Below are 21239 nucleotides of genomic sequence, written 5' to 3'. Positions count from 1 at the left end.
GGTCATCCCGTTGGAGCTGTTGTCGAAGGGATCGGTCAGCCGGAAGCCGCGCGCGGGGCCGCGGCGGGCGCGAAAGAAGGCGATGAGGTCGGCAAGCTCGGCCTCGGACCGGATGCCCGGGCCGACATCGAAATGCAGCCGCGCGTCCGACCAGAGCGAATTGCGCCGTTCATGACCGGAGGCGGTCACCGCGATAGAGGTCGAGAACTCGGGCGCGACCGAGGCGCTCCGACCGAGCGCGAAGGGGTAGAGCACATCGTCGAAGGGGTCCATGGTTTGCTCCGAGGGAGGGGCGAGGCGGGTGTAGCCGTCGCGGCTCACCTGCGGCAGCGCCCAGACATAGCGGCGCGCGATCCCGCGGCTGGCGGCCTCGTCGAGCCCGGCGTCGATGCGCGTCCAGAAGTCTTCCGCATCGGCGGGATCGAGGACGAAGCCGGCGAGGTAGTCCTGCACCGCCAGCGGGTAGCCGAGACGGGTGTTGACGAAGGTGTAGGCCGCGCGCCGCTGGGCATCGGCCCCGGCGGTGAGCCAGTCGTAGTCTTCCAGCTGCAAGCGGTCGAAGGCGGGGTAGGCCCACCCGGGCGGCATGTTGGCGCGGTAAAGCTCGGGCATGTCGGCGGCGAGGACGGTCGGCGTGAAAGCCAGCAGCATCACCTCTGAAGGGCCTTGTGCGGCGGCGCGCACGGCGGAAGTCAGCGCTGCGGTCGACTGCGCGAGCAGCGTGCCGGCGGAATTCAGCAAGCTCTTGGCGGCGGAACTGAGCGGCGCAGCAATGTCCGCGATGACCAGCGGATTGCCGCCCAGCGCGGTCTTGGAGGCAGCGTCATAGAGGCAGATCTCGCGGTTCGGGGTCACCCACCACCACGGCTCGCCGATCTGGAAGCGGACCGGCTGCCCCGCCGCCCTGAGCAGCGCCACGAAGCCGGCGGCGGCGCCTGCCAGCCAAGTTCTCACTGCATTCGGCGTAGGCGAAAGCAGCGTCGAAGGCGGCACCCAACCGGTCAGCGCGGCCGCTCCGCTGGCGGTGCGCTGCTTCCAGGCACTGTGGCAATAGCTGTCGAACAGCTCGTAGGAAAGCGAGGCGATCACCTCGAACCCGCCCGCCCTGGCCTGCGCGAAGAAAGCGCCATGCCATGCGGCGGCAGGGGTGCACAGCGCGCCGGCAAGATCGACCTTGAGCGTCAGGTCGGCCTGCCGTGCGAGCCGCATGAAGTGGCTCATTCCGACATAGTGGACGATGTCCGTCCGGTAGCCGAGCCCGGTGATGGCGCGCAGTAGGCGGGCCGGGGTCTGGTTGTAGGCATCGTCATAGGCGGTCGCCATGCGCTCGCCATGCGGGGGCACGAGCACGTCGCCGAGCGCGATCATCGCGCGCGAACCATCGGCCCGGATGCCCGACAAGGTGACCGATCCATTGAACCGTGATGCCAGGCGCGCGGTGCTGCCCGGGATGAAACCGGTCGGAGCCAGCGAGATGAACAGGCGGTCGATATCGCCCGCAAAGATCGGCTCACCCGGCAGCCCGTAGCCGCTTTCGAGGGTCGAGAAGGGCAGGGTGATCTGTGCGTCAGTGGGCGTGCCGACGGCATAGTTCCACAGCCGGACGTACCAGACGCGCGGCTGACCTGCGGCATCGCGCCCCTCGATCGTCAGTGTCGGGCCGTTGGGCTGGTCGAGCGCGATCACCCCGGTCGATTGCCAGCGGAAGCGCAGTGTCGTGTAGCGATAGTCGCGATCCGTGGCATAGGCCAGCAGCGGGTGATCGAGCGTGTCGGCGCTCTCCCAGATCAGCCCGACGAGCTCGCCTGCATTGTGCAGTTCGAGATCGACCCTCAGCGCATCGGGCGCGGTTGTGATCACCGAGGCCATCGCAGGGCGCGGGAAGTTGACGGTCCAGAAGCGCGGATCGAAGCGCTGCATGAAGGCGCTTTCCTGCGCGCGGCGTTCGCGGGCGAGCCAGAATGCCATGCTTGTGTTCCTTGCTCAGGCCTGTTGCAGGGCGCGGCGCACGGCGCTGGCGATCTGGCGCGAGGAGCGTTGCATTGCGGTGGGCGCGGCTTGCCCACGCGGCACCGCGACCTGGATCGCGACGCGCACGTCGCGGCCCAGTGCCGCCCCCGGGCCGCTTTCGATCCGGCCGGCGGCGGTCGGCACGAAGACCTCCGGCCCGCGCTCGCCGACCATATAGGCGCGGCCCGGCGCGACCGGCCCGCCGGTGGCGCGGCCCGGAAGGCCGAAGGCTGCGCTCAGTGTGCCACTGAGCAGGCCGCCGAGCCCGCCTCCGCCGCCACCACCGCCGCCGCCGAAGAGGCTGCCGATCCCCGCCTGCAGCGCATAGGCGGCAATCTCGGAGAGGGCGCTGAAGGCGACCCGCTTGAGATCGTCAAAGCCGAGGCTTCCGCGCCGCAGCGCGCCTAGCAGGCCACGTTCGAGCACCGCGCCCGCGCGGCCGAAACCGTCGGTAAGCGATCCGTCGAGCGAGCGGCGCATGGCTTCGACATCGCTCGCAAATCCATCGGTCTTGGCGCGCACGTCGATCACCAGTTCCTCGAAGTTGTCAGTCATCGGCGTCGCGCTCCATCATGCGGGCGATTGCCTCGCGGCTTGGCGGGGGAATGGCGGTAAGTTCGTCGGGAGGGCTTAGCGCCGTCGCGAGTTCGGCCGGGGTGGCGGCCCAGAATTCGGCCGGGCGCCACCCGAGCGCCTGCGCGGCAAGGCCCGCCCAGCGCAGGGCAGCGTCGCCGAAACGGGCGGTCATGCCTCGCCCTGGAGCACCTGGGCGAGCACCGCGCGTACCGGCACGGTCGCGCCGACCAGCCCCATCGCCAGCACCGCCTCTCCCACCGCGGCCCTTTCGGGGCGGTGGTCGGTAGGGAGACAATGCCACAGCAAGGCGGTCATGTCGGTGAGCGTCAGCCCGCCGGCCGCCGCACGCTCCACGAGCGCGAAGAGCGAGCCGAGCTCGGCCTCGGCGAGCACCAGATTCTCGAAGCTCGGGCGCAGCACATAGTTTATGCCCGCTACGCCAAGCGTGGCCTCGCCGCGCAAGGGGTTGGCCGTGCGCGTCACGCCGCCACCACCGGGCCCGAGCTTTCGAGCTGGAGCGTGTAGCTGCGCTCACCGTTGAAATCGCCGGCATAGTCGAGCCGCTGGACGAGGAACCGCCCACGCAGCTTCGCGCCGTCCTCGAAGGACAGCTCGTAATCGTCGAGCGTCCCGTCGAGCGCGCGGCCGCGCACGGTGCTTTCGGCGATGCTGCCGAGGAAGATCCCCGCCGCGCTCACCGAGACCGAGCGGGTGCCCGCGCCCGACAGCAGATCGCGCCAGCCGCCCGACTGCTTGTGGGTGACGACCACGGTGTCGCCGTTGATCGACAGCTGCGTGGTCCTGAGGCCCGCAATCGTCTGGTACACTGCGGGCGTTGCCCCGTCGGAAATCTTGAGCAGGAAGGCGGCGCCGGATTGTGCGGGCATTGGAATTACTCCCTCAATTGGGTGCAAGAATGCGGAAGCGGTATTCGAGCAGCGCAGCCCGCAGATTGTCGGCGCGGGCCTCGCTGCGCGAGCGCAGGAAGCGGATGGAGGCGAGCTCGAAGCCGGAATGGAACGGCGGCAGATCGAGCACACGGCGTTCGATGGCGGCGAGCAGGGTAGCGTCCTCGGCGGCCGCATCGGTGCGACTTTCGAGTTCGAGCGCGACGCGCACTTCGCGCCCCGCACGGTCCTTGGTGCCCCAGTCGATCGACGCGCTGGCGGCAATGCCGAGCCATGGCGGGGTGGCGGAGAGCGGGGCCTCCTCCTCGATGGCGTTGATCGCAGCCAGCGCCGGATCGGCGCGCAGCCAGGCGATCAGCGCGGCGCGCAGGTCATTTTCCATCGCGGCTCACTCCGGTGAAGTCGGGCCACAGGGCTGTGGCCGAGTGCCAGTCGGTCGGCGCGCGGGTCACCCGGTTGCGGCCGCTGGGCGCGGCCTTGCTGGCGGCGAGCCGGGCGGCGCGGGCGCGCAGGCGCTGGACGAGCGCGGCGGACTGCGATGCCAGCGCGATCATCCCAGCCGCACCTCGCGCCACGGCCGCCAGAGCGCGGTGACGCTGGCGGGCGGGACGGTGGCCGGCTTGCCCTCGCGGTCGCGGAAATGGAACGCGGCGAGCCGGACGATGCCGTGGCGCAAGGGCGCGGGCAGCGCATCCCAGTCCGCCGCGATCCCGACCACCATCTGCACCGCCAGAGCGCGGCCCTCGATCGGGCGCAGCAGCCGGATGCAGGCGCCGGTCCCGATGCGCCATTCGAGATCATCGCCGCTCACCTCCAGAGTGGAGCGCGTGCCATCCTGCGCGATCACTGCAGCGGCGGAGATGGTCTGTACCGGCCGCGAGACCAGTTCCTGCCAGTCACGCACCAACGGGATGGTCTCCTCGACCGTCTGCCGGAGCGGCGCCTTGCCGGTGAAAGCCTCGCAGATGGCGAGGCTCGTCGCAAGCAACTGGCCGAGTGTCTCGTCTTCGTTGGGGCGGGTGATGCCGAGCCAGTGCTTGAGTTCCGCCAGCGCAGCATCTCCGGGCACCGGGGGCTGCACGATAGTCCGCTGCATCGCGGTTTCTCCCGATTGATGATCCAAAAGGTTGCGCCCGCATCGCGGCATTCAGGCGGGAGGAACGGCCTGAGGCGATGCGGGCGCGAGAGCCCGGCAGCTGCGCGAAGGGGGGACGCGCTGCTGCCGGGAAACAAGGCTGGGCGAAGGGCCTAGGCCTCGATCTTGAGCAGCTTGATCGCCGCCGAATCGAGCACCTTCCCGCCCAGCCGCTTGGTCGCGTAGAAGTGCACGAAGGGCTTGTTGCTGAAGGGATCGCGCAGGATCCGCGTCGCGCTGCGCTCGGCGATCAGGTAGCCGTTGCGGAAGTTTCCGAAGGCGATCGGGAATGCGCCGCCGGCGACATCGGGCATGTCCTCGGCCTCGATCACCGGATAGCCCAGCAGGCGGTCGGGCTGGCCTTCGACCATGCCCGGCTGCCACAGGAAGGCCCCGTCGGCGCTCTTCAGCTTGCGCACAGCGGCAAGCGTGGTCGAATTCATCACGAACACCGCGCCCTGGCGATGGCCGGGGCGCAGCGCATGGACGAGGTCGATCAGGCGGGTGTCGAGCGCGGTGCCGAGCCCGGTGGCATTGCCCGAGCCGATATATTGCATCGTCCCGAAGGCGCGCACGCCGTCTTCTGCGGTCGCCGTGGGGCAGGCAAGGAATCCTTCGGGCTGGTTGATGCCGCTGCCATTGACGAAGGCCGCCCCCTCGGCGCGGGCGAATTCGGTCGCGATTTCGCCTGCCAGCCAGCTTTCGAGGTCGAAGCCGACATCGTCGAGCATCGCCTGGCTCGCCGCCGGATTGGCGTAGAGATCGCCGCTCGGCGGAGCGATTTCGGCGAACTGGGGCGAGCCGGTCTCGGGCCGAGGGGCGGTCTCGCTAACCCAGCCCGAGGCCACGCTGGAGGTGGCGACGAGCTTGCGATAGCCCGCGGTGCCGGTCTGGACGACCTGCGCGACCGAGCGGATCGGGCTGATCTTGCCGATCAGCATGGCGATCGCCGCGTCGATCTGGCGGGGCACCGCGAAGCCGCCGTCACCCGGAGGGGTGCTGGTGATCGACTTGAGCTCGGCCTCGCGACCGAGCCGCAGGTAGCCGTCGACGAAGCTCTTCACCTCGGGCGCGTCGCTGGCGGGCGCCGCCCCGCCGATCGCCGGGCGGCCCGCAGCGCGGGCTACCTTGTCGAGCCGCGATTTGACCTCGTCGACATCGCTGCGCAGCGCGGTGATGGCGGCTTCGGCCAAGTCCTGGCGGGCAATGATGTCGAAGCTCGCGTCGAGCGGATCGGCGGCGGGGGTGGCGGTAGTGGCAGTGTGATCCATGGGGCAGAGGCCTTTCGGTTGGGCAGAAAAAAGGCCGCCCCAGTGGCGGCCGGTGGGAGACAGGGAAGGGCAGCGGGCATGCTCAGGTGACGAGGTGGATCCTCGCCATGGGATGCAGCGGGTGGGTGACGAGGCTGACTTCGAACAATTCGACTTCGAGCAATTCGCGCCCGGCGTCGGATTGCCGCGCCGCACGGGTGCGGAAGCCGAAGCTCAGGCCGTTGACCTGCCCGGCAGCGAGCAGCTGCGCCGCACGGCTGGCAGGGCGATCGATCCGGGCGATCACCCTGAGGCCGCGCGCGTCCTCGGCAGCGCGTTCGATCACGCCGATCGGCTGATCGGGACGGTGCTGCCAATAGAGCGGCAGCGGCGCGGCGCGTGCCGCCAGCGTGCGGGCGAAGGCACCGCGGCGGATCGTGTCGCGGCCGGCATCGGCTATGTCGAACAGCGCCGCATATCCGGCGAACCGGACCAGGGAGGGCGCCATCACAGCAGCTTCCACACGCCGAGCCGCACGGCGATCCCGACCAAGAGCAGCGCCAGCACGCCCCGGATCGCCCAATCGACGAAGGCCTTCCATGCGCTGGTCTTGGCATCGCGCCACGCCTGGAGCAGTTCGCGCAGCTCGACGAGGTCGCCCTCCGCGCCCGCATCGCCTAGCCCGAGGCGTTCGAGCGCACGGTCTGTGGCGAGCGTGCTCGCCTCCTCGACGATCGCGCGCAGGGTGACGAGACCCGCCCCTTCCTCGCGCGCCTGCGCCATCAGGCTGGCCAGTATGTCTTCTCGGCTCATTCGGCACTCTCCTCGGGCAGGAAGCCCAGCATCTGGCGCTTTTCGGCGCGGCTCAGGAAATCGGCGTCCGAGACCTGCGACCACAGCCGCTCGCGGTCTTCGGAAAGCGCGGGCACCCGGTCGAGATCGATCCCGAGCTGGCCTTGCGGGAACCACGGGGCGAGGCCCTCGCGCAGTGCCGCAAACAGCTTTTCAGCGAGCGGCAGCAGGGTCAGGCGCCACAGCGCGCGGTTGGCCTCGCGGTAATTGGCGTAGGTGTTGTCGCCCGGCAGGCCGAGCAGCATCGGCGGCACCCCGAAGGCGAGCGCAATGTCGCGCGCTGCTGCGCTCTTGAGAGTCGCGAAGTCCATGTCGGCAGGGCTCAGCGCCATGCTCTGCCATTTCAGCCCGCCGTCGAGCAGCATCGGCCGCCCGGCATTGGCTGCGCCCGAGAATGCGATGTCGAGCTCGCGTTTCAGCCGCTCGAACTGTTCGTGCGCCAGGCTCGCCCCGTCGCCGGTCTCGTAGACCAGCGCGCCAGAGGGCCGCGCGGCGTTGTCGAGCAGCGCGCGGTTCCAGGCGGTCGCGGCATTGTGGATCAGCACCGCCTGCCATGCCGCCTCGAGCGCGCCCGCACCGCGATGATCGTCGAGCGGATGCATCGCACGGATCGCGATCACGCCCGGCCAGCCGTCCTCGTCCTCGAGCGCGATGCGGGTGCGCTCCCCGGTGACGGTGTAGTCATAGGCGACCAGCCAGCCCTTGCCGTCCAGCACCACTTGCACCCGGTCGGGGCGCAGCGCGAACAGTTCGACCGGCGTGCCGCCAGCGTCCTTGATGATCTGGACATAGCCGTTGCCGTGCAGCAGCAGATTGGCCGCGAGCGTCTCGACCAGCGATTGTCCCGCACTCGTCGCAGTGACGAGCGCGGCAAGGCGCGGGTCGGAGCAGGCGAGCGGGGCCTGGCCGATCCCCTCGGCCAGCAGCCGCACCGAACGCTGGGCGATGGGATTGGCGAGAAAGCCCTCCCGGATGCCGCGCTCGTAGCTGTAGTGGCACGCAGCAGGGCCGCTTTCGAAAGCGGGGATCCAGCCCTGCATGATGCCGTTCGCCAGGGGCACGCGGGTATGCTCCCCGCCCTTGAAGGCGGAGCGGAAGATGTCGAGCAGGGGCATGGGAATTCCTCAGTTTGCTGGACGGCCAGGGCAGGCTGCGATAGCCATCGGGGGCGAAGGCACAGGAGGACCCATGCGTCGCAGTTTCATCGGTCTGGCCATGATCGCGGGCGCCGCTGTTCCGGCGCTGGCCGAGGGCGACGGGAAGCTCGAACTGTTTCGTGCTTTCGGCCTCGCCGAAGGCCGCTGGGCGACGGTGCTCACCATCGAGAAGGTGGTGCTCACCCCCGATCCCGAGCGGGCGGACGATCCTGACGCGGTCGCGAAGGCCAAGGCGGCACAGACGCAGGTCGGCCGCATAATCGAGACGACCGATTGCCTGGGCAATGCGCTGTCGGCAAAAGGCGAACTCATCCTTCCGGGCGTGGCGATCGGTGGCAATTGCACCATCACCGATCAGGCCGTGACGGGCGACAGGTTCGCGTTCACTGTCCGGTGCGGCGAGCAGTCCGAATTTGGCCTGACTTTCAAGGGGACCAAGACCGGCAAGACCATCCAGGGCACGGTCGACATGCACGGCGCAGGCGCCGGAATGACCATGGAGTCCACGACCCGGATCGAAGGCAAGTGGGTGGGCACCTGCACGGCCGGATAGGGGGGGCGGCATCACAGCGCCGTGACGCTCGGCCGCAAGGTTTTGCGGAGCAGCAATTCGCTCATCGCCCACACCAGCGCGTCGGCGCGATCGGGGCTGCTGCCCGGCCCGGCATAGGTGCCGCCGACCAGCAATCCGCATAGCTGGTCTTCCAGCCGCGCGAAGACCCCGACATGCCGAACCCGGCCCGCCGCGTAGAGCGCAGCGACCGGTTCGGCGCGGGCGACCTTGCCGCGGGACGCGTGCACTAGCTTGACCGGCAGTGCCTGGTCGGCCGCGCGCAGCACGCTTTCGACCATCGCGCCGCCCTGGTTGGCTTCGGCCACCACCCGGTCGGCGCTCCATTCCTGCGCAGTCTCGGCGACCCGCCTGGCCCACTCCGCGGGCGCCGCGCCGCCGAGCGAGCGGTCGGCCATCACCCGTGCGATCCCGTCCACGCCCAATGCGGCGACGATGATCCCGCATTCGTCGCCATTGGCGCTGGCGGGCGGATCGACCGCGACCACCGTGCGGGCGGCTTCCGGCACCGCGCCCGCCTCGCGCGATTGCTCGAGCAGCGAGCGGGTCCACAGCGCGCCCTCGATATCCTCGAGCAGCTCGCCGTCCATTTCCTGCCGCGCCAGCAGCGTGCCGGCATATTCGTTCCTGATCGCATCATGGAAGCGATCGGGCAGGCGGCTGTTGTCGCCGGTCTTGCCATGCGTGATCACGACGTCGTCGCCCTTGGCCGCCTGCGCGACCAGCCGCTGCACCAGCGGCACCGCGCGCGGCGTGGTGGTGACGGCGACGCGCGGATCCTCGCCCAATCGCATGCCCAGCATCAGATTGTCCCAGCAGCGCGTCGCGCGCTCGCCGGCAAGCGGCCACTTGCCGATCTCGTCGCACCAGGCGTGGCTGTGCTGCGGCCCGCGCCGGGCCTCGGGCTCGGCGGACGAGAACAGCTGCGCCTGCGCCCCGTTTGCGAAGCGGACGCGGTGGAGCGAGGGCTCGAAATGCGGCTTGTGGCCCGGGCGGCAGATCGCCAGCAGCCCGCTGTCGCCCTCGACCATCACTGCGCGCGCCTCGGCCAGCGAGGAGGAGACCAGTGCGATCCGCGCCTCGGGATAGGCATCGGCGATCATCCGCACCCATTCGGCGCCCGCGCGGGTCTTGCCGAAGCCGCGCCCGGCCATGATCATCCACACCCGCCAGTCGCCCGGCGGCGGGAGCTGGTTCTCGCGGGCGGAGTATTCCCACAGAAAGTCGAAGTCGTTGCGCTGTTCCTGATCCATCGCTGCGGTCAGGGCGCGGCAGACCCTTTCGCCATCTTTGGCCTCCTCGGGATCGGCCATCTGGTCGATCATCTCGTCATAGGGCCCGCTCATTCCTGACGGCCTTCGGCGGCGGCCTTCTCGCGGGCGATGCGGCGGCGGATGTCCTCGATCTTGCGGTCGATCGAGGCGCGCACCTCGGCGGCGCTGACATTGCGTACCGGGCTGGTCGTGCGGGCTGCGCTGTCGCGGTGGGCGGCGAGCAGACGGATCGTGTTGGCAAAGTCGAACTTCCCATCCTCGCCCGTCTTGAAGTCGCCCTCGCGCAGGCGGCGGACCACTTCCATCTCGAGGTGCAGATAGCCTTCGGCGAGCGCGGCCAGCCACTGGCGGGCGAATTCGGCTTCCTCGCGGCGCACCTTGTAGGCGCGGCTGACGCAGATCCCGGCCTTCTCGGCCGACGCGGTGACGTTCGAGCTTTCGGCGAGGTGATCGAGAAACAGGCGGCGCCAATTGTTGTTGATCGGCCCGCCCTCGCCTTCCTTGAGGCTGGGGCGGATGACGATGCGCTTGCCGGGATTTCTGGCCATGGCGGTGTCTCCTGCGCCACAAACGCCAAAAAGCGACGCTCCCCGGTGGTGGGAGGCCGCTGCTGGCGACTCGCAATTTTTCGATGATGCCCTCTGATAACCAATGAGTGTCACGATGTCAAGATAAATAACCAATCAGGTTAATTGACAGTTTCGCCAGGCGTGCGCAGGAGCAGGCGGCATGGCCACTGGAAGCGCCATGACGCAATTATTCACAATTTAACAAGAGCTTAGACAATGCCGATCGCCTTGCCTGCACGCTCGAACATGCCGAGGATGGTCTGCACCTGCTCGGCCGAATGCTCCGCGCACAGTGAGCAGCGCAGCAGGGTCATGCCTGCAGGCGTCGCCGGGGGACGGGCGAGGTTGACGTAGAGGCCTTCTTTCAGCAGCGCCTCCCACATCATCGCGCCTTTCTCGAGGTCGGGCATGATGACGGCGATGATCGCGCTCTGCGGGGTTTCGGTGCCGAGCTGGAAGCCCAGCGCCCGCAATCCGCCGTGCAGCGTGCGGCTGTTCTCCCACAGGTGGGCGCGCTTGTTGCCGCCGTGCATCAGCTTGCGGATCGAGGTGGCGGAGCTCGCCATCACGCTCGGCGGCAGGGCGGCGGTGAAGACGTAGGGGCGGCAGACGAGGCGCAGCACTTCGAACTTGGGGTGGTTGGAGACACAGAAGCCGCCGACCGTCCCGACGCTCTTGGAGAACGTGCCGATGATGAAATCGACGTCGTCGATCACGCCCTGGTCTTCGGCGACGCCGCGGCCGTGCTCACCGATGAAGCCCATCGAGTGCGCTTCGTCGACCAGCACCATCGCGCCGTGAGCCTTGGAGATGCGGACCATCTCCTTCAATGGCGCGACATCGCCCATCATCGAGTAGACGCCCTCGAGCACCACGAGCTTGCCCGCGCCTTCGGGAACGCGCTTCAGCCGTTTCTCGAGCGCTTCGACGTCATTGTGCTTGAACGGCACTACCTCGGCATTGCCCATCGCGCAGCCATCCCAGATCGAGGCGTGGCTGTCGATGTCGAGGATGATGTAGTCACCCTTGCCCGCCAGCGTCGAGATGATCCCGAGGTTCGCCTGATAGCCGGTCGAGAAGACCATGGCATGGTCCATCGCGTAAAATTCGCGCAGTGCGGTCTCGACATCGCGGTGATCGCGGAAGGTGCCGTTGAGCACGCGGCTGCCGGTCGTCCCGGCGCCGAAATCCTGCATCGCCGCCTGTCCGGCCGCGATCACGTCCGGATCGAAGGTCATGCCCATGTAGTTGTAGGTGCCAAGCAGGATCGTGTCGCGCCCGTTGCAGATCGCGCGGGGGGGCGAGAGCACCTGCTCCATCACGAGGTTGAACGGATCCTCCACCCCGGCGGCGAGCAGCTGCTCGCGGGTCTGGATGATCGGATCGAACTTGGCGAGCAGGTCGACAGGTTCGGCGGCGGTCAGCGTTTCGGTCATGGCAGTGGCCATTATCAGCTATCCTGCAACTTGTGGACCGCCGCGACGAGCTGGCCCCAGTTTTCGATCTCGGCCTGCTGGTTCATCGAGATGATCACGTCGAACTCGTCCTCGATCTCGGCGACGAAATCCATCACGGTGAGGCTGTCGAATTCGAGATCGCCGGCAAAGGTGGTCGCGTCCTCGATGGCAACGCCCTTCTTGTTGAAGGGTTCGATCAGGGTGCGGATCTTGGCGTCGACGTCTGCGGGGGTCATACCGTGCGTTCTTTCGTTGGACCGGATGGGCGGCGTATCGGTTGTCGGGTGGGCTCTAGCCCTCTATTACGGCTGCAAAGCGGCGGATGATGCAGCTTGTCAAGCTTTCGCCGCGCCCGGCCACGCGCGGCGGTGCCGATCCGGGGGAGGGTAACGCATGATGCAGGCCGCCGCCGCAGACGATCCCGCCCCGCCGCCACTATCGCCCCAGGCCGTGCACCTGGTGCGCACCGCGCAGGTCAACACGCTGGGCCTCTCGCAGATGGCTGACCAGAAAGCGCAGATCCTGATGGGGGCGAGCTTCGTGGTGTTCTCGCTGGTCATCACCGAGGCCGGCGCGCGAACGGTCAGCTGGTCGATGCTGTGCCTTGCCGCAACGGCGCTTGTTGCCTCGATCTGCGCGGTGATCGCGATCCTTCCCCGCCCGGGGCCGGACAGCATCGATCCTGCGAATTACAACCCGTTGTTTTTCGGCCACTTCGCGCTGATCGACGAGGCGCGCTGGACCGAGGCCATGCTGGCCGAGTTCCGCAGCGACGAGGCGCTCTACCGGATGATGCTGCGCGATCTCTACCAGAACGGGCTGGTGCTGCGGCGACGCAAGTTCCGGTATCTCGGCTGGGCCTACCGCATCTTCCTTGGCGGGCTGGTGCTGACGTTGGCGATCTACCTTGCCGAGGCGGCGAGGCTGGTGCCCCACGCGGCAACCTAGGCTGCGGGGAGCAGTTCGCGCACCGCGTTCATGAAGGGACTGATCGAAACCGGCTTGGAGAGATAGCCGGCCGCCCCCGCCGCGCGGATGCGCTCTTCGTCGCCCTTGGCGGCGAAGGCGGTCACCGCCAGCACCGGAATGCCGGCCAGCCGCCGGTCGCGCTTGGCCGCCTCGATCAGGTCGACGCCCGAGATGCCGCCGAGCTGGATGTCCATGATGATCAGATCGGGCATCGCCGCCAGCGCGGTGTCGAGCACCTTGTCGCCCTCGGCCACCGGTTCCACCTCGAAGCCGTTTGCACGAAGCACGTCGCAGAACAATTTCCGGTTGAGGTCATTGTCCTCGACAACCATGATCCGCTTTGTCACTGAACGCCCCGCTTGCCACCCGCTCCGATCGTTACTCCCAGCCGAAGGACAGGACAATCCCGCATCGTCCCTCATCGCAATCCCCAAACCCGCAGACCCTCGCGCTGGCTGCGCTCGGCTGGGTGCTGGAATGCGAGGATCGCGCCGCGCGATACCTTGAACTCACCGGGCTCGATCCCGATTCCCTTCGGGCTGGGCTGGGCGACCCGCAGGTGCTCGCCTCGGCGCTCGAATTTCTCGCCAACCACGAACCCGACCTGCTCCGCGCCGCCGAGGCCCTCGCGGTCACGCCGGAGGAACTGATCGCCGCCAAGGACGCTCTCCAACAATGAACCGCCCGCTCATCATTTCCGACTGCGACGAAGTGCTGCTGCACATGGTCGCGCCCTTCAAGAGCTGGCTGGAGGCCTCGCAGGGCGTCAGCTTCCACCTCGAAGGCCACAATTTCGCCGAGGCCCTACGCTGGCAGGAAAGCGGCGAATTGCTCGCTCCGCCCGATATCTGGCGGATGCTGCGCAGCTTCTTCGACAACGAGATGGACTCGCAATTGCCCATCGCCGGCGCGGTCGAGGGGATCAATACCCTCGCCGAGAAGGCCGATGTGGTGATCCTGACGAACCTCGTCGACCATCACCGTGACGCCCGCGCCCAGCAGCTCGCCAAGGTCGGGATCAATGCGCGGGTCTTCACCAACCAGGGCCCCAAGGGCCCGGCGCTGAAGGCGATCATCGACGAGTATGCGCCGACCCGCGCGCTGTTCATCGACGATCTCGCCCAGCACCATGCGAGCGTGGCCGAGATCACGCCCCATGTGACCCGGCTGCACCTGTGCGGCGAGCCGATGATCGCCCACGCCATCGATTGCGCCCACAAGGCCGGCCACGCCCATTCGCGGATCGACCGCTGGGACGAGGCGCTGCCGTGGCTGCTTGCTCAACTGGAGGACTGACCCATGACTGTTGCTGCCCGTCTTGCCGAACTCGGCATCACCCTGCCCAAGGCCGCCGCGCCGGTCGCCAGCTATGTGCCCGTGGTGGTACATGGCGGCATGGCCTTTGTTTCGGGCCAGCTGCCCTTTGTCGATGGCGTGGTGGTAAAGGGCCGGCTGGGCGATGATGTCAGCGTCGAAGACGGAAAGGCCGCCGCGCGCGCCTGCGGGCTGATGATCGTGGCGCAGCTGGAAGCGGCCGGACTGCTTGAGCAGGTCGAGCGGATCGTCAAGCTTGGCGCCTTCATCAACTGCACCGCTGATTTCACGCAGCAGCCGGAAGTCGCCAACGGCGCGTCTGACCTGATGGAGCAGGTCTTCGGCGGCGCTGGCCAACACGCCCGCGCCGCGGTCGGGGTGCCCGCCCTGCCGCGCGGGGCGGCAGTCGAGGTCGATGCGGTGGTCGCGCTCACGGCATGACCGCGCCCGATGCTCCCCGCTGGCTGACTGCGTGGGAGTTCGCCCACCGCGGGCTGCATGGTGCGGGTGTGCCAGAGAACTCGCTCGCCGCCGCCGAGGGCGCGATCGCGCGCGGGCTGGGGATCGAGTGCGACATCCAGCGCAGCCGCGACGATCACCCCATCGTGTTCCACGACTGGGATCTGGCGCGGCTGACCGGCGAGAACGGCGTGGCGCAGGAGCTTACCGCCGCCGCGTTCGAGGCTTTGAGCCTGCTCGGCACCGACCAGCACCCGGTGAGGCTAGCGACCTTTCTCGAGGTTGTGGCCGGGCGGGTGCCCTTGCTGATCGAGATCAAGTCGCTGCCGGGCTACGATGTCGAGTGGACCTGCGCTTCGGTCGGGTGGCTGCTCGACACCTACAAGGGTGACGTTGCGGTGATGAGTTTCGATCCCCGTGTGCCGGAATGGTTCGCGAGCAATGCGCCCGCGACCATCCGCGGATTGGTCGGCACCGACTCCTTCGAGAACGGCTTCGAGGGCGTGTGGCGCTCTCCCGAAGCCATCGCCGCCGCGCAGCCCGACTTCCTCGCCATCGACGTGCGCGACCTGACACGGCCCGAGGCGGCGGCGTGGCGTGAAAGCGGCCATCCGCTGCTTACCTGGACCGTGCGTTCGCCCGAGACCCGCGCCACCGGACTCGCACTGGCAGACGCGCTGATCGCCGAGGGAGACGGGCTGGCGTGAGCGCGCCTGAACTGATCGTCCGCATCGCCTCCTCGGTCGGTGCCTTCGACGCTCACCAGTGGGACGCGCTCGGCGGCGCGGATAACCCCTTCGTCTCGCACGCCTTTCTCACCGCGATGGAGGATTCGGGCTCGGTCGGACCCGGCACCGGGTGGGAGCCTGCACCAATTGCCATCACCGACGATGCGGGCACGCTGCTCGCCGCCATGCCCGCCTATGCCAAGGGGCACAGCCAGGGCGAGTACGTCTTCGACCACAGCTGGGCCGATGCCTGGCACCGGGCGGGCGGGCGCTACTACCCCAAGCTCCAGATCGCCGCGCCCTTCACGCCTGCGACCGGACCGCGCCTGCTGCTCACCGACCCCGCGCTCGCCCCGCACCTTCTCAAGGGCGCCGAGGCAGTGTGCCTCCAGAACAAGCTGTCGAGCGCTCACGCCACCTTCATCGACCCCGCCCAGCTTGCGCTCTTCGAGGCGGGCGGCTGGATGCCGCGTGCCGACATCCAGTTCCACTGGTTCAACCGCGGCTACGCCACTTTCGACGACTTCCTGGGGCAGCTGTCCTCGCGCAAGCGCAAGGACCTGAGGAAGGAGCGCGCTGCCGCCTGCGAAGGCCTCACCATCCGCCACCTGACCGGCTCCGAGATCCGCGAGGAGCACTGGGACGCCTTCTGGGTCTTCTATCAGGACACGGGCGCGCGCAAATGGGGGAGCCCCTACCTGACCCGCGAGGCGTTCTCGCTGCTTGGGCAGAGGATGGGGGAGCGGATCGTGCTGATCCTGGCCTATGACGGGGCCATGCCGATTGCGGGCGCCCTGAACTTCGTCGGCAAGGACGCGCTTTACGGGCGCTACTGGGGCTGCACCCGCGAGGTGCGCTTCCTGCATTTCGAGCTATGCTACTATCGGGCGATCGACATCGCGATTGCGCGCGGCCTCGCCCGGGTCGAGGCGGGCGCGCAGGGCGGGCACAAGCTCGCGAGGGGGTACGAGCCGGTGCAGACCTGGTCGGCGCACTGGATCGCCGATCCCGGATTACGCGCGGCCATCGCCGACTTTCTCGAGCGCGAGCGGGCGGGGGTGGCGAGCGATCAGCTCTACCTTGGCAGCCGAACGCCCTTCAAAAAGAGTTAGGCAGCGCGCAGGCGGCCTTCCGCCAGCCACTGGCGCGCGCGGCGCTGGGCTTCGGCGATCTCGCGCGCGGTCATCTCTTCGGAGATGTCGGCCCGGCAATGGGCGGCTTCCCCGTGCCCGCGCGCAGCGGCCAGGTTGAACCACTTGTGCGCCTCGATCAGATCGCACGGCACCCCGTTGCTGCCCGTCGAGAAGGCGACGCCAAGGTCGTAGCATGCTCCCGCATCGCCGCGACCGGCACCCGCCAGCCATCCGCCGATCGGCCCTTCACCCGTGTTCTCGCGGGAGGCACTGGCTCCGATTGCGATGATGTTCATTTGCAGTCCCCTTCACCCGGTCGCCCCCCTCGGCGACCTTCCGTGAAAGCGAAGGTGCGGCACTTATGGTCAAAAATTAGTTAACGCACTTTTCGTCTTCCGCTCGCCCGCTGCTTTTGCCCCCATCTTGCGTGCCAAAGCCGCTTGTGTGCCCTCGGGGGCTTGCCTATAGGGCGCGCATTGCCTTCCGCTTGCTGGGACCAAGTGAGCCAATGAAAAACTTCATGGTGTCAGGACGCGACGGTCTCCCCGGCGGCTCACGAAATGAGAGTGCGTGATGCCATCTACCGCGTCTGACGACATTGATGTTCTCGAAAAGGCCAAGCGTCTTCTGGCTCCGGACTACGTCCCGAGCGAGGACGAGGAATACATGAACGAGCGCCAGCAGGCCTATTTCCGGATGCTGCTGATCGAATGGAAGCGCTCGATCCACTCGGCTGCCGGGCAGACGCTGCAATCGCTTCAGGATGGCCCGATCCGCGAGGCCGACCTCACCGACCGCGCCTCGAGCGAGACCGATTGGGGCATCGAACTGCGCACCCGTGATCGCCAGAGAAAGCTTGTCAGCAAGATCGATTCAGCGCTGCGGCGCATCGATTCGGGCGAATACGGTTATTGCGAGGTGACGGGCGATCCGATCGGCCTGCGCCGCCTCATCGCGCGCCCCGTAGCCACGATGACTGTCGAGGCGCAGGAAGCTCACGAGCGGCGCGAAAAGGTTTCGCGCGACGATTGATCGCGGTCCGGGATTGCGGTGCCGGCTTTTCAACAGCACCGGCCAACCTGTGCCGGTGTGGGACACATGCCAATAGCAGCGCTCTACGGGGGTGACGATTTACCACCTTTTAACTGCGAATGGCGCACCAGCAGAGTCGTATCCGGTGGGGGTCGCATGCTGCATTCCGACTGATACGTGGCTTTGCTTTTCGGCTTTGGAGGTTATCCGGACGATGACGGGGGTTGAGACCCGCAGTGTCACACGCGACAGCCTGTTTCTGCTGGCTGACGTTCGTGTCGAACAGAACGCCGAGGCGTACCGCGTGCGAGTCCGCAATCTTTCGGATGGCGGCATGATGGGCGAAGGCCAGCTGCGCGTGCAGCGCGGGCACCGCGTGTCGGTCGAGCTGCGCAACATCGGCGCGGTCGGCGGGACGGTCGCCTGGGTGCAGGACAACCGTTTCGGGGTCGCCTTCGACGAGGAAATCGACTCCCAGAAGGCGCGCCGCCCGCTCCAGGCCCCGGAAGATTCGGTCACGTTCATGGCTGCGCCCTCGCGTGCGCACCGCGCCCCGCGTCCGCCCGAACCGAGCACGCTGCGCAAGATCTGATCGAATTTCGGGGCACTAACCGGCCCCGTTTTCATACCCCAAGCTGACCCGCGCCTCGCAACCTGCTAGGCACGGTGCCGATGCGAGTCTGCCTGCTTCCGTTGGCTGTTCTGGCCCTCTCGTCCTGCGGCTCATCCGCGGGCGACGGGGCGGTCGAGGTTGCGATCATCGGCACGCCTGCCGCCATGTTCGAAGACGGCGTACGCCTCGGGCCGGCCGCCCAGCTGGTGCGCGGCGCCACGCACGAAGGCTTGGTCGCACTCGATGCCTCCGGGCAGGTCGTCCCCGCGATCGCCGAACGCTGGATCGTCACCGATGACGGCCTCAGCTACATTTTCCGCCTGCGCGACAGCACATGGCCGGGCGGCGAGGAGATCGCGGCGAACGAAGTGCGCGATCAGCTGCGCCGCACGATCGCGCGGCTCGAGGGCACTTCGCTCGGGCTCGACCTTGCCAATATCCGCGAGATCCGCGCCATGACGGGGCGGGTGATCGAGGTGCAGCTGAACGCACCGGCGCCCGATTTCCTGCGCCTGCTCGCCCAGAGCGAGCTGGGTCTCACCCGCGGCGGCAGCGGCGCGGGGCCGATGGCGATGTCGCGCGGGGATGGCGATGCCGGAGGTGATGGCGATGGCGGAGCGAGCGCCCGGCTCTCCGCGCTGCCGCCCGAATCCCGCGGTCTGCCCGCGCGCCAGGATTGGGAAGAGGTCGCGCGCCCGATCGCGGTGCGCGCGCTGGCAGCCGGCAAGGCGGTGGCGGCCTTCGCAGCAGGCGACGTCGATCTGGTGCTCGGCGGGAGCATCGTCGATTTCCCCGAGGCCACCGCCGCGGCCGGTCCGCTCTCGCGCGGGACGATCCAGGTCGATCCGGCGCTCGGGCTGCTCGGACTGACGGTGCGGCGCGAGGCGGGGCTGCTCGCCGATCCGGCGCGGCGCGAGGCGCTGTCGATGGCGATCGACCGGCCTGCGCTGATCCAGGCCTTCGGGCTTGGCGGCTGGCGCGAGAACAGCTGGATCGTCCCGCCCGAGGCTTTCACCGCGCCCGCTTACGGCCGGGATCGCTGGGCCGGCACTTCGATCGCGGAGCGCCGCCAGATCGCCGCCGCGCGGGTTCAGGCGTGGTCAGGCCCGGGGCGCGAACCGGTCGTGCGCGTGGCGCTGCCGCGTGGCAAGGGCAGCGATCTGCTGCTGCGCCAGCTCGCGGAAGGCTGGGCGACGATCGGCGTGACCACCCGCCGCGCCGCGCCGGGCGAGGCCGCCGATCTCGAGCTGCGCGACGTGCTTGCGCGCTACATCTCGCCGATGTGGTATCTGAATCAGTTCAATTGCCGGCTTGGTGCAGGGCTGTGCGCGCCGGCCGCCGATGCGTTGGTGAAGCAGGCGCAGGCGACGCGCGATCCGGCGCAGCGCGAGGTGCTGCTCGCCGAAGCCCATGCCGCACTCGTCGAAAGCGAGGTCTATATCCCGCTCGGCGTTCCCGTGCGCTGGTCGCTGGTGCGCGGCACGCTGGACAATTACCAGCCCAATGCCTTCGCTTTCCACCCCTTGTTCCCGCTGTCACAGCCCACCACATAAAGGCGTATGGAAGAGCCCATGCCCCGCCGCCCCGAACCGATGCGCTTCTCGCTTCCGGCCGGCACCGATCCGGCCGCGGTGCGCGCGCGGGTGGTGATGCTGGAGCGGCTGCTTGAGCGCAGCTTCACGATCCCCGGCGTGAACGTGCCTGTGGGTTTCGACGCGATCATCGGTCTGGTTCCGGTGCTGGGCGACGTGGTGACGACGGCGCTGGGTGCCTATGTCGTGTGGGAGGCGAGGAACCTCGGCCTGCCCAAGTGGAAGCTCGCGCGGATGGGAGCGAACGTGCTGCTCGACACCGCGATCGGGGCGATCCCGCTGGTCGGCGATGCGGCGGACATCCTGTTCCGCTCGAACACCAGGAACCTCAAGATCCTGACGCGGCACCTGGACAAGCACCATCCCGAGACGCGGGTGATCGAGGGCTAGTTTCCTCCGACGCCGCGCCGCGCTAGGGTCTTGGCCATGAGCGCCGATGTCACCTATGCGAGCTATCTCGACCTTGCCCGTATCCTCGAAGCGCAGCACCCGGCCTCGGACGCGCATGACGAGCTCTTGTTCATCATCGTCCACCAGGCGAGCGAGCTGTGGCTCAAGCTGTGCCTTCACGAATTGACCTCAGCGCGCGAGTGCATCGAGGCGGACAATCTGCGTCCGGCCTTCAAGATGCTCGCGCGGGTGGCGCGGGCGCAGCAACAGCTGATCCAGAGCTGGGACGTGCTCAGCACCATGACCCCGCACGATTACTCCGCGATCCGCCCGCATCTGGGCGCGTCCTCCGGGTTCCAGTCGGCGCAGTACAGGATGATGGAATTCATGCTCGGCGGGCGCGACGGCAAGCATGTGCGGCTCCACAAGTCGAACGCCGATTGGGCCGGGCGGCTGGAGGCGGAGACCGGGCGCGCGAGCCTCTATGATGCGGCGCTCCGGCTGCTGGCGCGGCGGGGCCTCGCCATCAACCCCGCAGTGCGGGCGCGCGATCCGGCCGCGCCCTACGTAGCCGACGCCAGCGTCGAGGCGGCCTGGGCGGCGATCTATCGCGATCCGCAGGCCCACTGGGACCTCTATGAACTCGCCGAAAAGCTGGTCGACCTGGAATACCACTTCCAGCGTTGGCGCTTCGGTCATCTCAAGACGGTCGAGCGCATTATCGGCTTCAAGCGCGGCACGGGCGGCACGCCGGGGGTGCCCTATCTGGAGGGCGTCCTGAAACAGGCTTTCTTCCCCGAGCTGCTCAGCGTCAGGACCGCGATATGATTCCTGAAATGCGCGCCGCGGAATTCGACGCCGCCGACCCGCTGGCGGGGTTCCGCGAGCGGTTCACGCTGCCCGATGGGGTGATCTACCTCGACGGCAATTCGCTCGGCGCGCTGCCCAAGGCCACCCCTGCGGCGCTGGCTCGCGTCATTGGTGAAGAGTGGGGTGTGGGGCTGATCCGCTCGTGGAACGACGCTGGTTGGTTTGACATGGCCGGGCGCGTGGGGGCGAAGATCGCGCCACTCGTTGGCGCCGCGCCGCACGAGGTGATCGCCTGCGATTCGACCTCGGTGAACCTGTTCAAGCTGATCGCCGCCGCGCTCCAGATGCGCCCGGGGCGCAAGGTGGTGCTATCCGAGCCCGGCAACTTCCCGACCGATCTTTACATGATCGCAGGGCTCGAGGCGCAAGGCCTCGCCACG

Annotated in this window: 30 protein-coding genes and 1 pseudogene; 13 read left to right on the top strand and 18 right to left on the bottom strand. The window is 68.2% G+C overall.

Annotated elements, in window-relative coordinates; all coding sequences use genetic code 11:
• From NBV68_RS06905 to NBV68_RS06850, 12 genes are all read right to left on the bottom strand, one after another.
• Positions 1–1968, bottom strand: a 1968-nt coding sequence (locus NBV68_RS06905) for a DUF2460 domain-containing protein (protein WP_296308310.1), incomplete at its 3' end; no start/stop codon positions are given.
• Positions 1969–1983: 15 nt separating this feature from the next.
• Complete coding sequence (locus NBV68_RS06900) at positions 1984–2565, bottom strand: tail tape measure protein (RefSeq protein WP_296308308.1); 582 nt, start codon at positions 2563–2565, stop codon at positions 1984–1986.
• Positions 2558–2758 (bottom strand): phage tail assembly chaperone, encoded by a 201-nt coding sequence (locus NBV68_RS06895; RefSeq protein WP_296308306.1) that lies wholly within the window; start codon positions 2756–2758, stop codon positions 2558–2560. The genes NBV68_RS06900 and NBV68_RS06895 overlap by 8 nt, the downstream gene beginning before the upstream one ends.
• A complete protein-coding gene (locus NBV68_RS06890) occupies positions 2755–3069 on the bottom strand; it encodes a gene transfer agent family protein (protein WP_296308305.1) in 315 nt (104 codons plus the stop codon). The genes NBV68_RS06895 and NBV68_RS06890 overlap by 4 nt, the downstream gene beginning before the upstream one ends.
• Positions 3066–3473, bottom strand: a complete 408-nt coding sequence (locus tag NBV68_RS06885; protein WP_296308304.1) for a phage major tail protein, TP901-1 family — start codon at positions 3471–3473, stop codon at positions 3066–3068. The genes NBV68_RS06890 and NBV68_RS06885 overlap by 4 nt, the downstream gene beginning before the upstream one ends.
• A 13-nt stretch (positions 3474–3486) precedes the next feature.
• Entirely contained in the window at positions 3487–3876 is a 390-nt protein-coding gene (locus NBV68_RS06880) for a DUF3168 domain-containing protein (RefSeq protein ID WP_296308302.1), read from the bottom strand.
• Positions 3866–4048 carry a hypothetical protein gene (locus NBV68_RS06875; RefSeq protein WP_296308300.1) on the bottom strand — a complete coding sequence of 61 codons (183 nt, stop codon included), beginning with the start codon at positions 4046–4048 and terminating at the stop codon, positions 3866–3868. Before NBV68_RS06875 ends, NBV68_RS06880 begins: the two co-directional genes overlap by 11 nt.
• Complete coding sequence (locus NBV68_RS06870; protein ID WP_296308297.1) at positions 4045–4590, bottom strand: hypothetical protein; 546 nt, start codon at positions 4588–4590, stop codon at positions 4045–4047. The genes NBV68_RS06875 and NBV68_RS06870 overlap by 4 nt, the downstream gene beginning before the upstream one ends.
• A 152-nt stretch (positions 4591–4742) precedes the next feature.
• Positions 4743–5900 carry a phage major capsid protein gene (locus NBV68_RS06865; RefSeq protein ID WP_296308295.1) on the bottom strand — a complete coding sequence of 386 codons (1158 nt, stop codon included), beginning with the start codon at positions 5898–5900 and terminating at the stop codon, positions 4743–4745.
• An 82-nt stretch (positions 5901–5982) separates the two neighbouring features.
• Positions 5983–6387: an HK97 family phage prohead protease gene (locus NBV68_RS06860; protein ID WP_296308314.1), complete on the bottom strand. Its 405-nt coding sequence runs from the start codon at positions 6385–6387 to the stop codon at positions 5983–5985.
• Positions 6387–6692 carry a DUF6127 family protein gene (locus NBV68_RS06855; RefSeq protein WP_296308294.1) on the bottom strand — a complete coding sequence of 102 codons (306 nt, stop codon included), beginning with the start codon at positions 6690–6692 and terminating at the stop codon, positions 6387–6389. The genes NBV68_RS06860 and NBV68_RS06855 overlap by 1 nt, the downstream gene beginning before the upstream one ends.
• A complete protein-coding gene (locus NBV68_RS06850) occupies positions 6689–7846 on the bottom strand; it encodes a phage portal protein (RefSeq protein WP_296308292.1) in 1158 nt (385 codons plus the stop codon). The genes NBV68_RS06855 and NBV68_RS06850 overlap by 4 nt, the downstream gene beginning before the upstream one ends.
• A 73-nt stretch (positions 7847–7919) precedes the next feature.
• Here NBV68_RS06850 and NBV68_RS06845 point away from each other — a divergent pair, with 73 nt between their 5' ends.
• On the top strand, positions 7920–8441 hold the full coding sequence (locus NBV68_RS06845; RefSeq protein WP_296308290.1) for a DUF3617 family protein: 522 nt from the start codon (positions 7920–7922) through the stop codon (positions 8439–8441).
• A gap of 11 nt (positions 8442–8452) precedes the next feature.
• Here the strand turns inward: NBV68_RS06845 and NBV68_RS06840 are convergent, their stop codons facing one another.
• The 4 genes from NBV68_RS06840 to NBV68_RS06825 all read right to left on the bottom strand — a co-directional run bounded on the left by NBV68_RS06840 (position 8453) and on the right by NBV68_RS06825 (position 11995).
• Positions 8453–9805: a terminase family protein gene (locus NBV68_RS06840; protein WP_296308288.1), complete on the bottom strand. Its 1353-nt coding sequence runs from the start codon at positions 9803–9805 to the stop codon at positions 8453–8455.
• On the bottom strand, positions 9802–10281 hold the full coding sequence (locus tag NBV68_RS06835) for a hypothetical protein (RefSeq protein WP_296308287.1): 480 nt from the start codon (positions 10279–10281) through the stop codon (positions 9802–9804). The genes NBV68_RS06840 and NBV68_RS06835 overlap by 4 nt, the downstream gene beginning before the upstream one ends.
• Positions 10282–10511: 230 nt before the next feature.
• A complete protein-coding gene (locus NBV68_RS06830; RefSeq protein WP_296308313.1) occupies positions 10512–11738 on the bottom strand; it encodes an aminotransferase class I/II-fold pyridoxal phosphate-dependent enzyme in 1227 nt (408 codons plus the stop codon).
• A 14-nt stretch (positions 11739–11752) separates the two neighbouring features.
• Positions 11753–11995 carry an acyl carrier protein gene (locus NBV68_RS06825; protein ID WP_296308286.1) on the bottom strand — a complete coding sequence of 81 codons (243 nt, stop codon included), beginning with the start codon at positions 11993–11995 and terminating at the stop codon, positions 11753–11755.
• A 157-nt stretch (positions 11996–12152) separates the two neighbouring features.
• Here NBV68_RS06825 and NBV68_RS06820 point away from each other — a divergent pair, with 157 nt between their 5' ends.
• A complete protein-coding gene (locus NBV68_RS06820; RefSeq protein WP_296308284.1) occupies positions 12153–12707 on the top strand; it encodes a Pycsar system effector family protein in 555 nt (184 codons plus the stop codon).
• On the opposite strand, the gene NBV68_RS06815 is transcribed toward NBV68_RS06820, so the two are convergent.
• A complete protein-coding gene (locus NBV68_RS06815; RefSeq protein WP_296308282.1) occupies positions 12704–13075 on the bottom strand; it encodes a response regulator in 372 nt (123 codons plus the stop codon). The genes NBV68_RS06820 and NBV68_RS06815 overlap by 4 nt on opposite strands.
• Here NBV68_RS06815 and NBV68_RS06810 point away from each other — a divergent pair.
• Genes NBV68_RS06810 through NBV68_RS06790 form a run of 5 tightly spaced genes read left to right on the top strand, consistent with a single transcriptional unit; the run spans position 13069 to position 16341 of the window.
• A complete protein-coding gene (locus NBV68_RS06810; RefSeq protein WP_366067748.1) occupies positions 13069–13407 on the top strand; it encodes a DUF3572 domain-containing protein in 339 nt (112 codons plus the stop codon). The genes NBV68_RS06815 and NBV68_RS06810 overlap by 7 nt on opposite strands.
• Positions 13404–14024, top strand: a complete 621-nt coding sequence (locus NBV68_RS06805; protein ID WP_296308279.1) for an HAD family hydrolase — start codon at positions 13404–13406, stop codon at positions 14022–14024. The genes NBV68_RS06810 and NBV68_RS06805 overlap by 4 nt, the downstream gene beginning before the upstream one ends.
• A gap of 3 nt (positions 14025–14027) precedes the next feature.
• Positions 14028–14483, top strand: coding sequence for a RidA family protein (locus tag NBV68_RS06800; RefSeq protein WP_296308277.1), 456 nt, complete (start codon positions 14028–14030; stop codon positions 14481–14483).
• Complete coding sequence (locus NBV68_RS06795; protein ID WP_296308275.1) at positions 14480–15208, top strand: glycerophosphodiester phosphodiesterase family protein; 729 nt, start codon at positions 14480–14482, stop codon at positions 15206–15208. Before NBV68_RS06800 ends, NBV68_RS06795 begins: the two co-directional genes overlap by 4 nt.
• Positions 15205–16341, top strand: a complete 1137-nt coding sequence (locus NBV68_RS06790; RefSeq protein WP_296308274.1) for a GNAT family N-acetyltransferase — start codon at positions 15205–15207, stop codon at positions 16339–16341. Before NBV68_RS06795 ends, NBV68_RS06790 begins: the two co-directional genes overlap by 4 nt.
• Here NBV68_RS06790 and NBV68_RS06785 read toward each other — a convergent pair.
• Entirely contained in the window at positions 16338–16658 is a 321-nt protein-coding gene (locus NBV68_RS06785) for an SEL1-like repeat protein (protein WP_296308272.1), read from the bottom strand. The genes NBV68_RS06790 and NBV68_RS06785 overlap by 4 nt on opposite strands.
• Before the next feature lie 277 nt (positions 16659–16935).
• Here NBV68_RS06785 and dksA point away from each other — a divergent pair, with 277 nt between their 5' ends.
• The 6 genes and pseudogenes from dksA to NBV68_RS06755 all read left to right on the top strand — a co-directional run.
• A complete protein-coding gene (gene dksA, locus NBV68_RS06780) occupies positions 16936–17394 on the top strand; it encodes an RNA polymerase-binding protein DksA (protein ID WP_296308271.1) in 459 nt (152 codons plus the stop codon).
• Positions 17395–17608: 214 nt separating this feature from the next.
• The gene (locus tag NBV68_RS06775; RefSeq protein WP_296308269.1) at positions 17609–17986 is read left to right on the top strand and encodes a PilZ domain-containing protein; all 378 of its coding nucleotides are present in this window, start codon (positions 17609–17611) and stop codon (positions 17984–17986) included.
• 101 nt (positions 17987–18087) lie between these two features.
• Positions 18088–19560 (top strand): ABC transporter substrate-binding protein, encoded by a 1473-nt coding sequence (locus NBV68_RS06770; protein WP_296308267.1) that lies wholly within the window; start codon positions 18088–18090, stop codon positions 19558–19560.
• An 18-nt stretch (positions 19561–19578) separates the two neighbouring features.
• Positions 19579–19989 (top strand): DUF4112 domain-containing protein, encoded by a 411-nt coding sequence (locus NBV68_RS06765; RefSeq protein WP_296308265.1) that lies wholly within the window; start codon positions 19579–19581, stop codon positions 19987–19989.
• 36 nt (positions 19990–20025) lie between these two features.
• Entirely contained in the window at positions 20026–20817 is a 792-nt protein-coding gene (locus NBV68_RS06760) for a tryptophan 2,3-dioxygenase family protein (RefSeq protein ID WP_296308264.1), read from the top strand.
• A pseudogene (locus NBV68_RS06755) lies at positions 20814–21239 on the top strand (kynureninase); the annotation flags it as partial. The gene NBV68_RS06760 and the pseudogene NBV68_RS06755, both read left to right, overlap by 4 nt.

The organism is Erythrobacter sp., from assembly GCF_023653175.1.
In the GTDB taxonomy this organism is placed as follows: domain Bacteria; phylum Pseudomonadota; class Alphaproteobacteria; order Sphingomonadales; family Sphingomonadaceae; genus Erythrobacter.
This window is presented reverse-complemented; position numbering and strand designations above follow the sequence as displayed.

What these genes read in the sequence shown, in the direction of transcription:
- NBV68_RS06860 (WP_296308314.1), bottom strand. Translation starts at nt 6,387, where the DNA reads ATGGCGCCCTCCCTGGTCCGGTTCGCCGGATATGCGGCGCTGTTCGAC.
- NBV68_RS06840 (WP_296308288.1), bottom strand. Translation starts at nt 9,805, where the DNA reads ATGAGCGGGCCCTATGACGAGATGATCGACCAGATGGCCGATCCCGAG.
- NBV68_RS06880 (WP_296308302.1), bottom strand. Translation starts at nt 3,876, where the DNA reads ATGGAAAATGACCTGCGCGCCGCGCTGATCGCCTGGCTGCGCGCCGAT.
- NBV68_RS06900 (WP_296308308.1), bottom strand. Translation starts at nt 2,565, where the DNA reads ATGACTGACAACTTCGAGGAACTGGTGATCGACGTGCGCGCCAAGACC.
- NBV68_RS06795 (WP_296308275.1), top strand. Translation starts at nt 14,480, where the DNA reads ATGACCGCGCCCGATGCTCCCCGCTGGCTGACTGCGTGGGAGTTCGCC.
- NBV68_RS06845 (WP_296308290.1), top strand. Translation starts at nt 7,920, where the DNA reads ATGCGTCGCAGTTTCATCGGTCTGGCCATGATCGCGGGCGCCGCTGTT.
- NBV68_RS06895 (WP_296308306.1), bottom strand. Translation starts at nt 2,758, where the DNA reads ATGACCGCCCGTTTCGGCGACGCTGCCCTGCGCTGGGCGGGCCTTGCC.
- NBV68_RS06885 (WP_296308304.1), bottom strand. Translation starts at nt 3,473, where the DNA reads ATGCCCGCACAATCCGGCGCCGCCTTCCTGCTCAAGATTTCCGACGGG.
- NBV68_RS06875 (WP_296308300.1), bottom strand. Translation starts at nt 4,048, where the DNA reads ATGATCGCGCTGGCATCGCAGTCCGCCGCGCTCGTCCAGCGCCTGCGC.
- NBV68_RS06765 (WP_296308265.1), top strand. Translation starts at nt 19,579, where the DNA reads ATGCCCCGCCGCCCCGAACCGATGCGCTTCTCGCTTCCGGCCGGCACC.
- NBV68_RS06785 (WP_296308272.1), bottom strand. Translation starts at nt 16,658, where the DNA reads ATGAACATCATCGCAATCGGAGCCAGTGCCTCCCGCGAGAACACGGGT.
- NBV68_RS06835 (WP_296308287.1), bottom strand. Translation starts at nt 10,281, where the DNA reads ATGGCCAGAAATCCCGGCAAGCGCATCGTCATCCGCCCCAGCCTCAAG.
- NBV68_RS06850 (WP_296308292.1), bottom strand. Translation starts at nt 7,846, where the DNA reads ATGCCCCTGCTCGACATCTTCCGCTCCGCCTTCAAGGGCGGGGAGCAT.
- NBV68_RS06865 (WP_296308295.1), bottom strand. Translation starts at nt 5,900, where the DNA reads ATGGATCACACTGCCACTACCGCCACCCCCGCCGCCGATCCGCTCGAC.
- NBV68_RS06760 (WP_296308264.1), top strand. Translation starts at nt 20,026, where the DNA reads ATGAGCGCCGATGTCACCTATGCGAGCTATCTCGACCTTGCCCGTATC.
- NBV68_RS06870 (WP_296308297.1), bottom strand. Translation starts at nt 4,590, where the DNA reads ATGCAGCGGACTATCGTGCAGCCCCCGGTGCCCGGAGATGCTGCGCTG.
- NBV68_RS06800 (WP_296308277.1), top strand. Translation starts at nt 14,028, where the DNA reads ATGACTGTTGCTGCCCGTCTTGCCGAACTCGGCATCACCCTGCCCAAG.
- NBV68_RS06830 (WP_296308313.1), bottom strand. Translation starts at nt 11,738, where the DNA reads ATGACCGAAACGCTGACCGCCGCCGAACCTGTCGACCTGCTCGCCAAG.
- NBV68_RS06805 (WP_296308279.1), top strand. Translation starts at nt 13,404, where the DNA reads ATGAACCGCCCGCTCATCATTTCCGACTGCGACGAAGTGCTGCTGCAC.
- dksA (WP_296308271.1), top strand. Translation starts at nt 16,936, where the DNA reads ATGCCATCTACCGCGTCTGACGACATTGATGTTCTCGAAAAGGCCAAG.
- NBV68_RS06855 (WP_296308294.1), bottom strand. Translation starts at nt 6,692, where the DNA reads ATGAGCCGAGAAGACATACTGGCCAGCCTGATGGCGCAGGCGCGCGAG.
- NBV68_RS06820 (WP_296308284.1), top strand. Translation starts at nt 12,153, where the DNA reads ATGATGCAGGCCGCCGCCGCAGACGATCCCGCCCCGCCGCCACTATCG.
- NBV68_RS06825 (WP_296308286.1), bottom strand. Translation starts at nt 11,995, where the DNA reads ATGACCCCCGCAGACGTCGACGCCAAGATCCGCACCCTGATCGAACCC.
- NBV68_RS06775 (WP_296308269.1), top strand. Translation starts at nt 17,609, where the DNA reads ATGACGGGGGTTGAGACCCGCAGTGTCACACGCGACAGCCTGTTTCTG.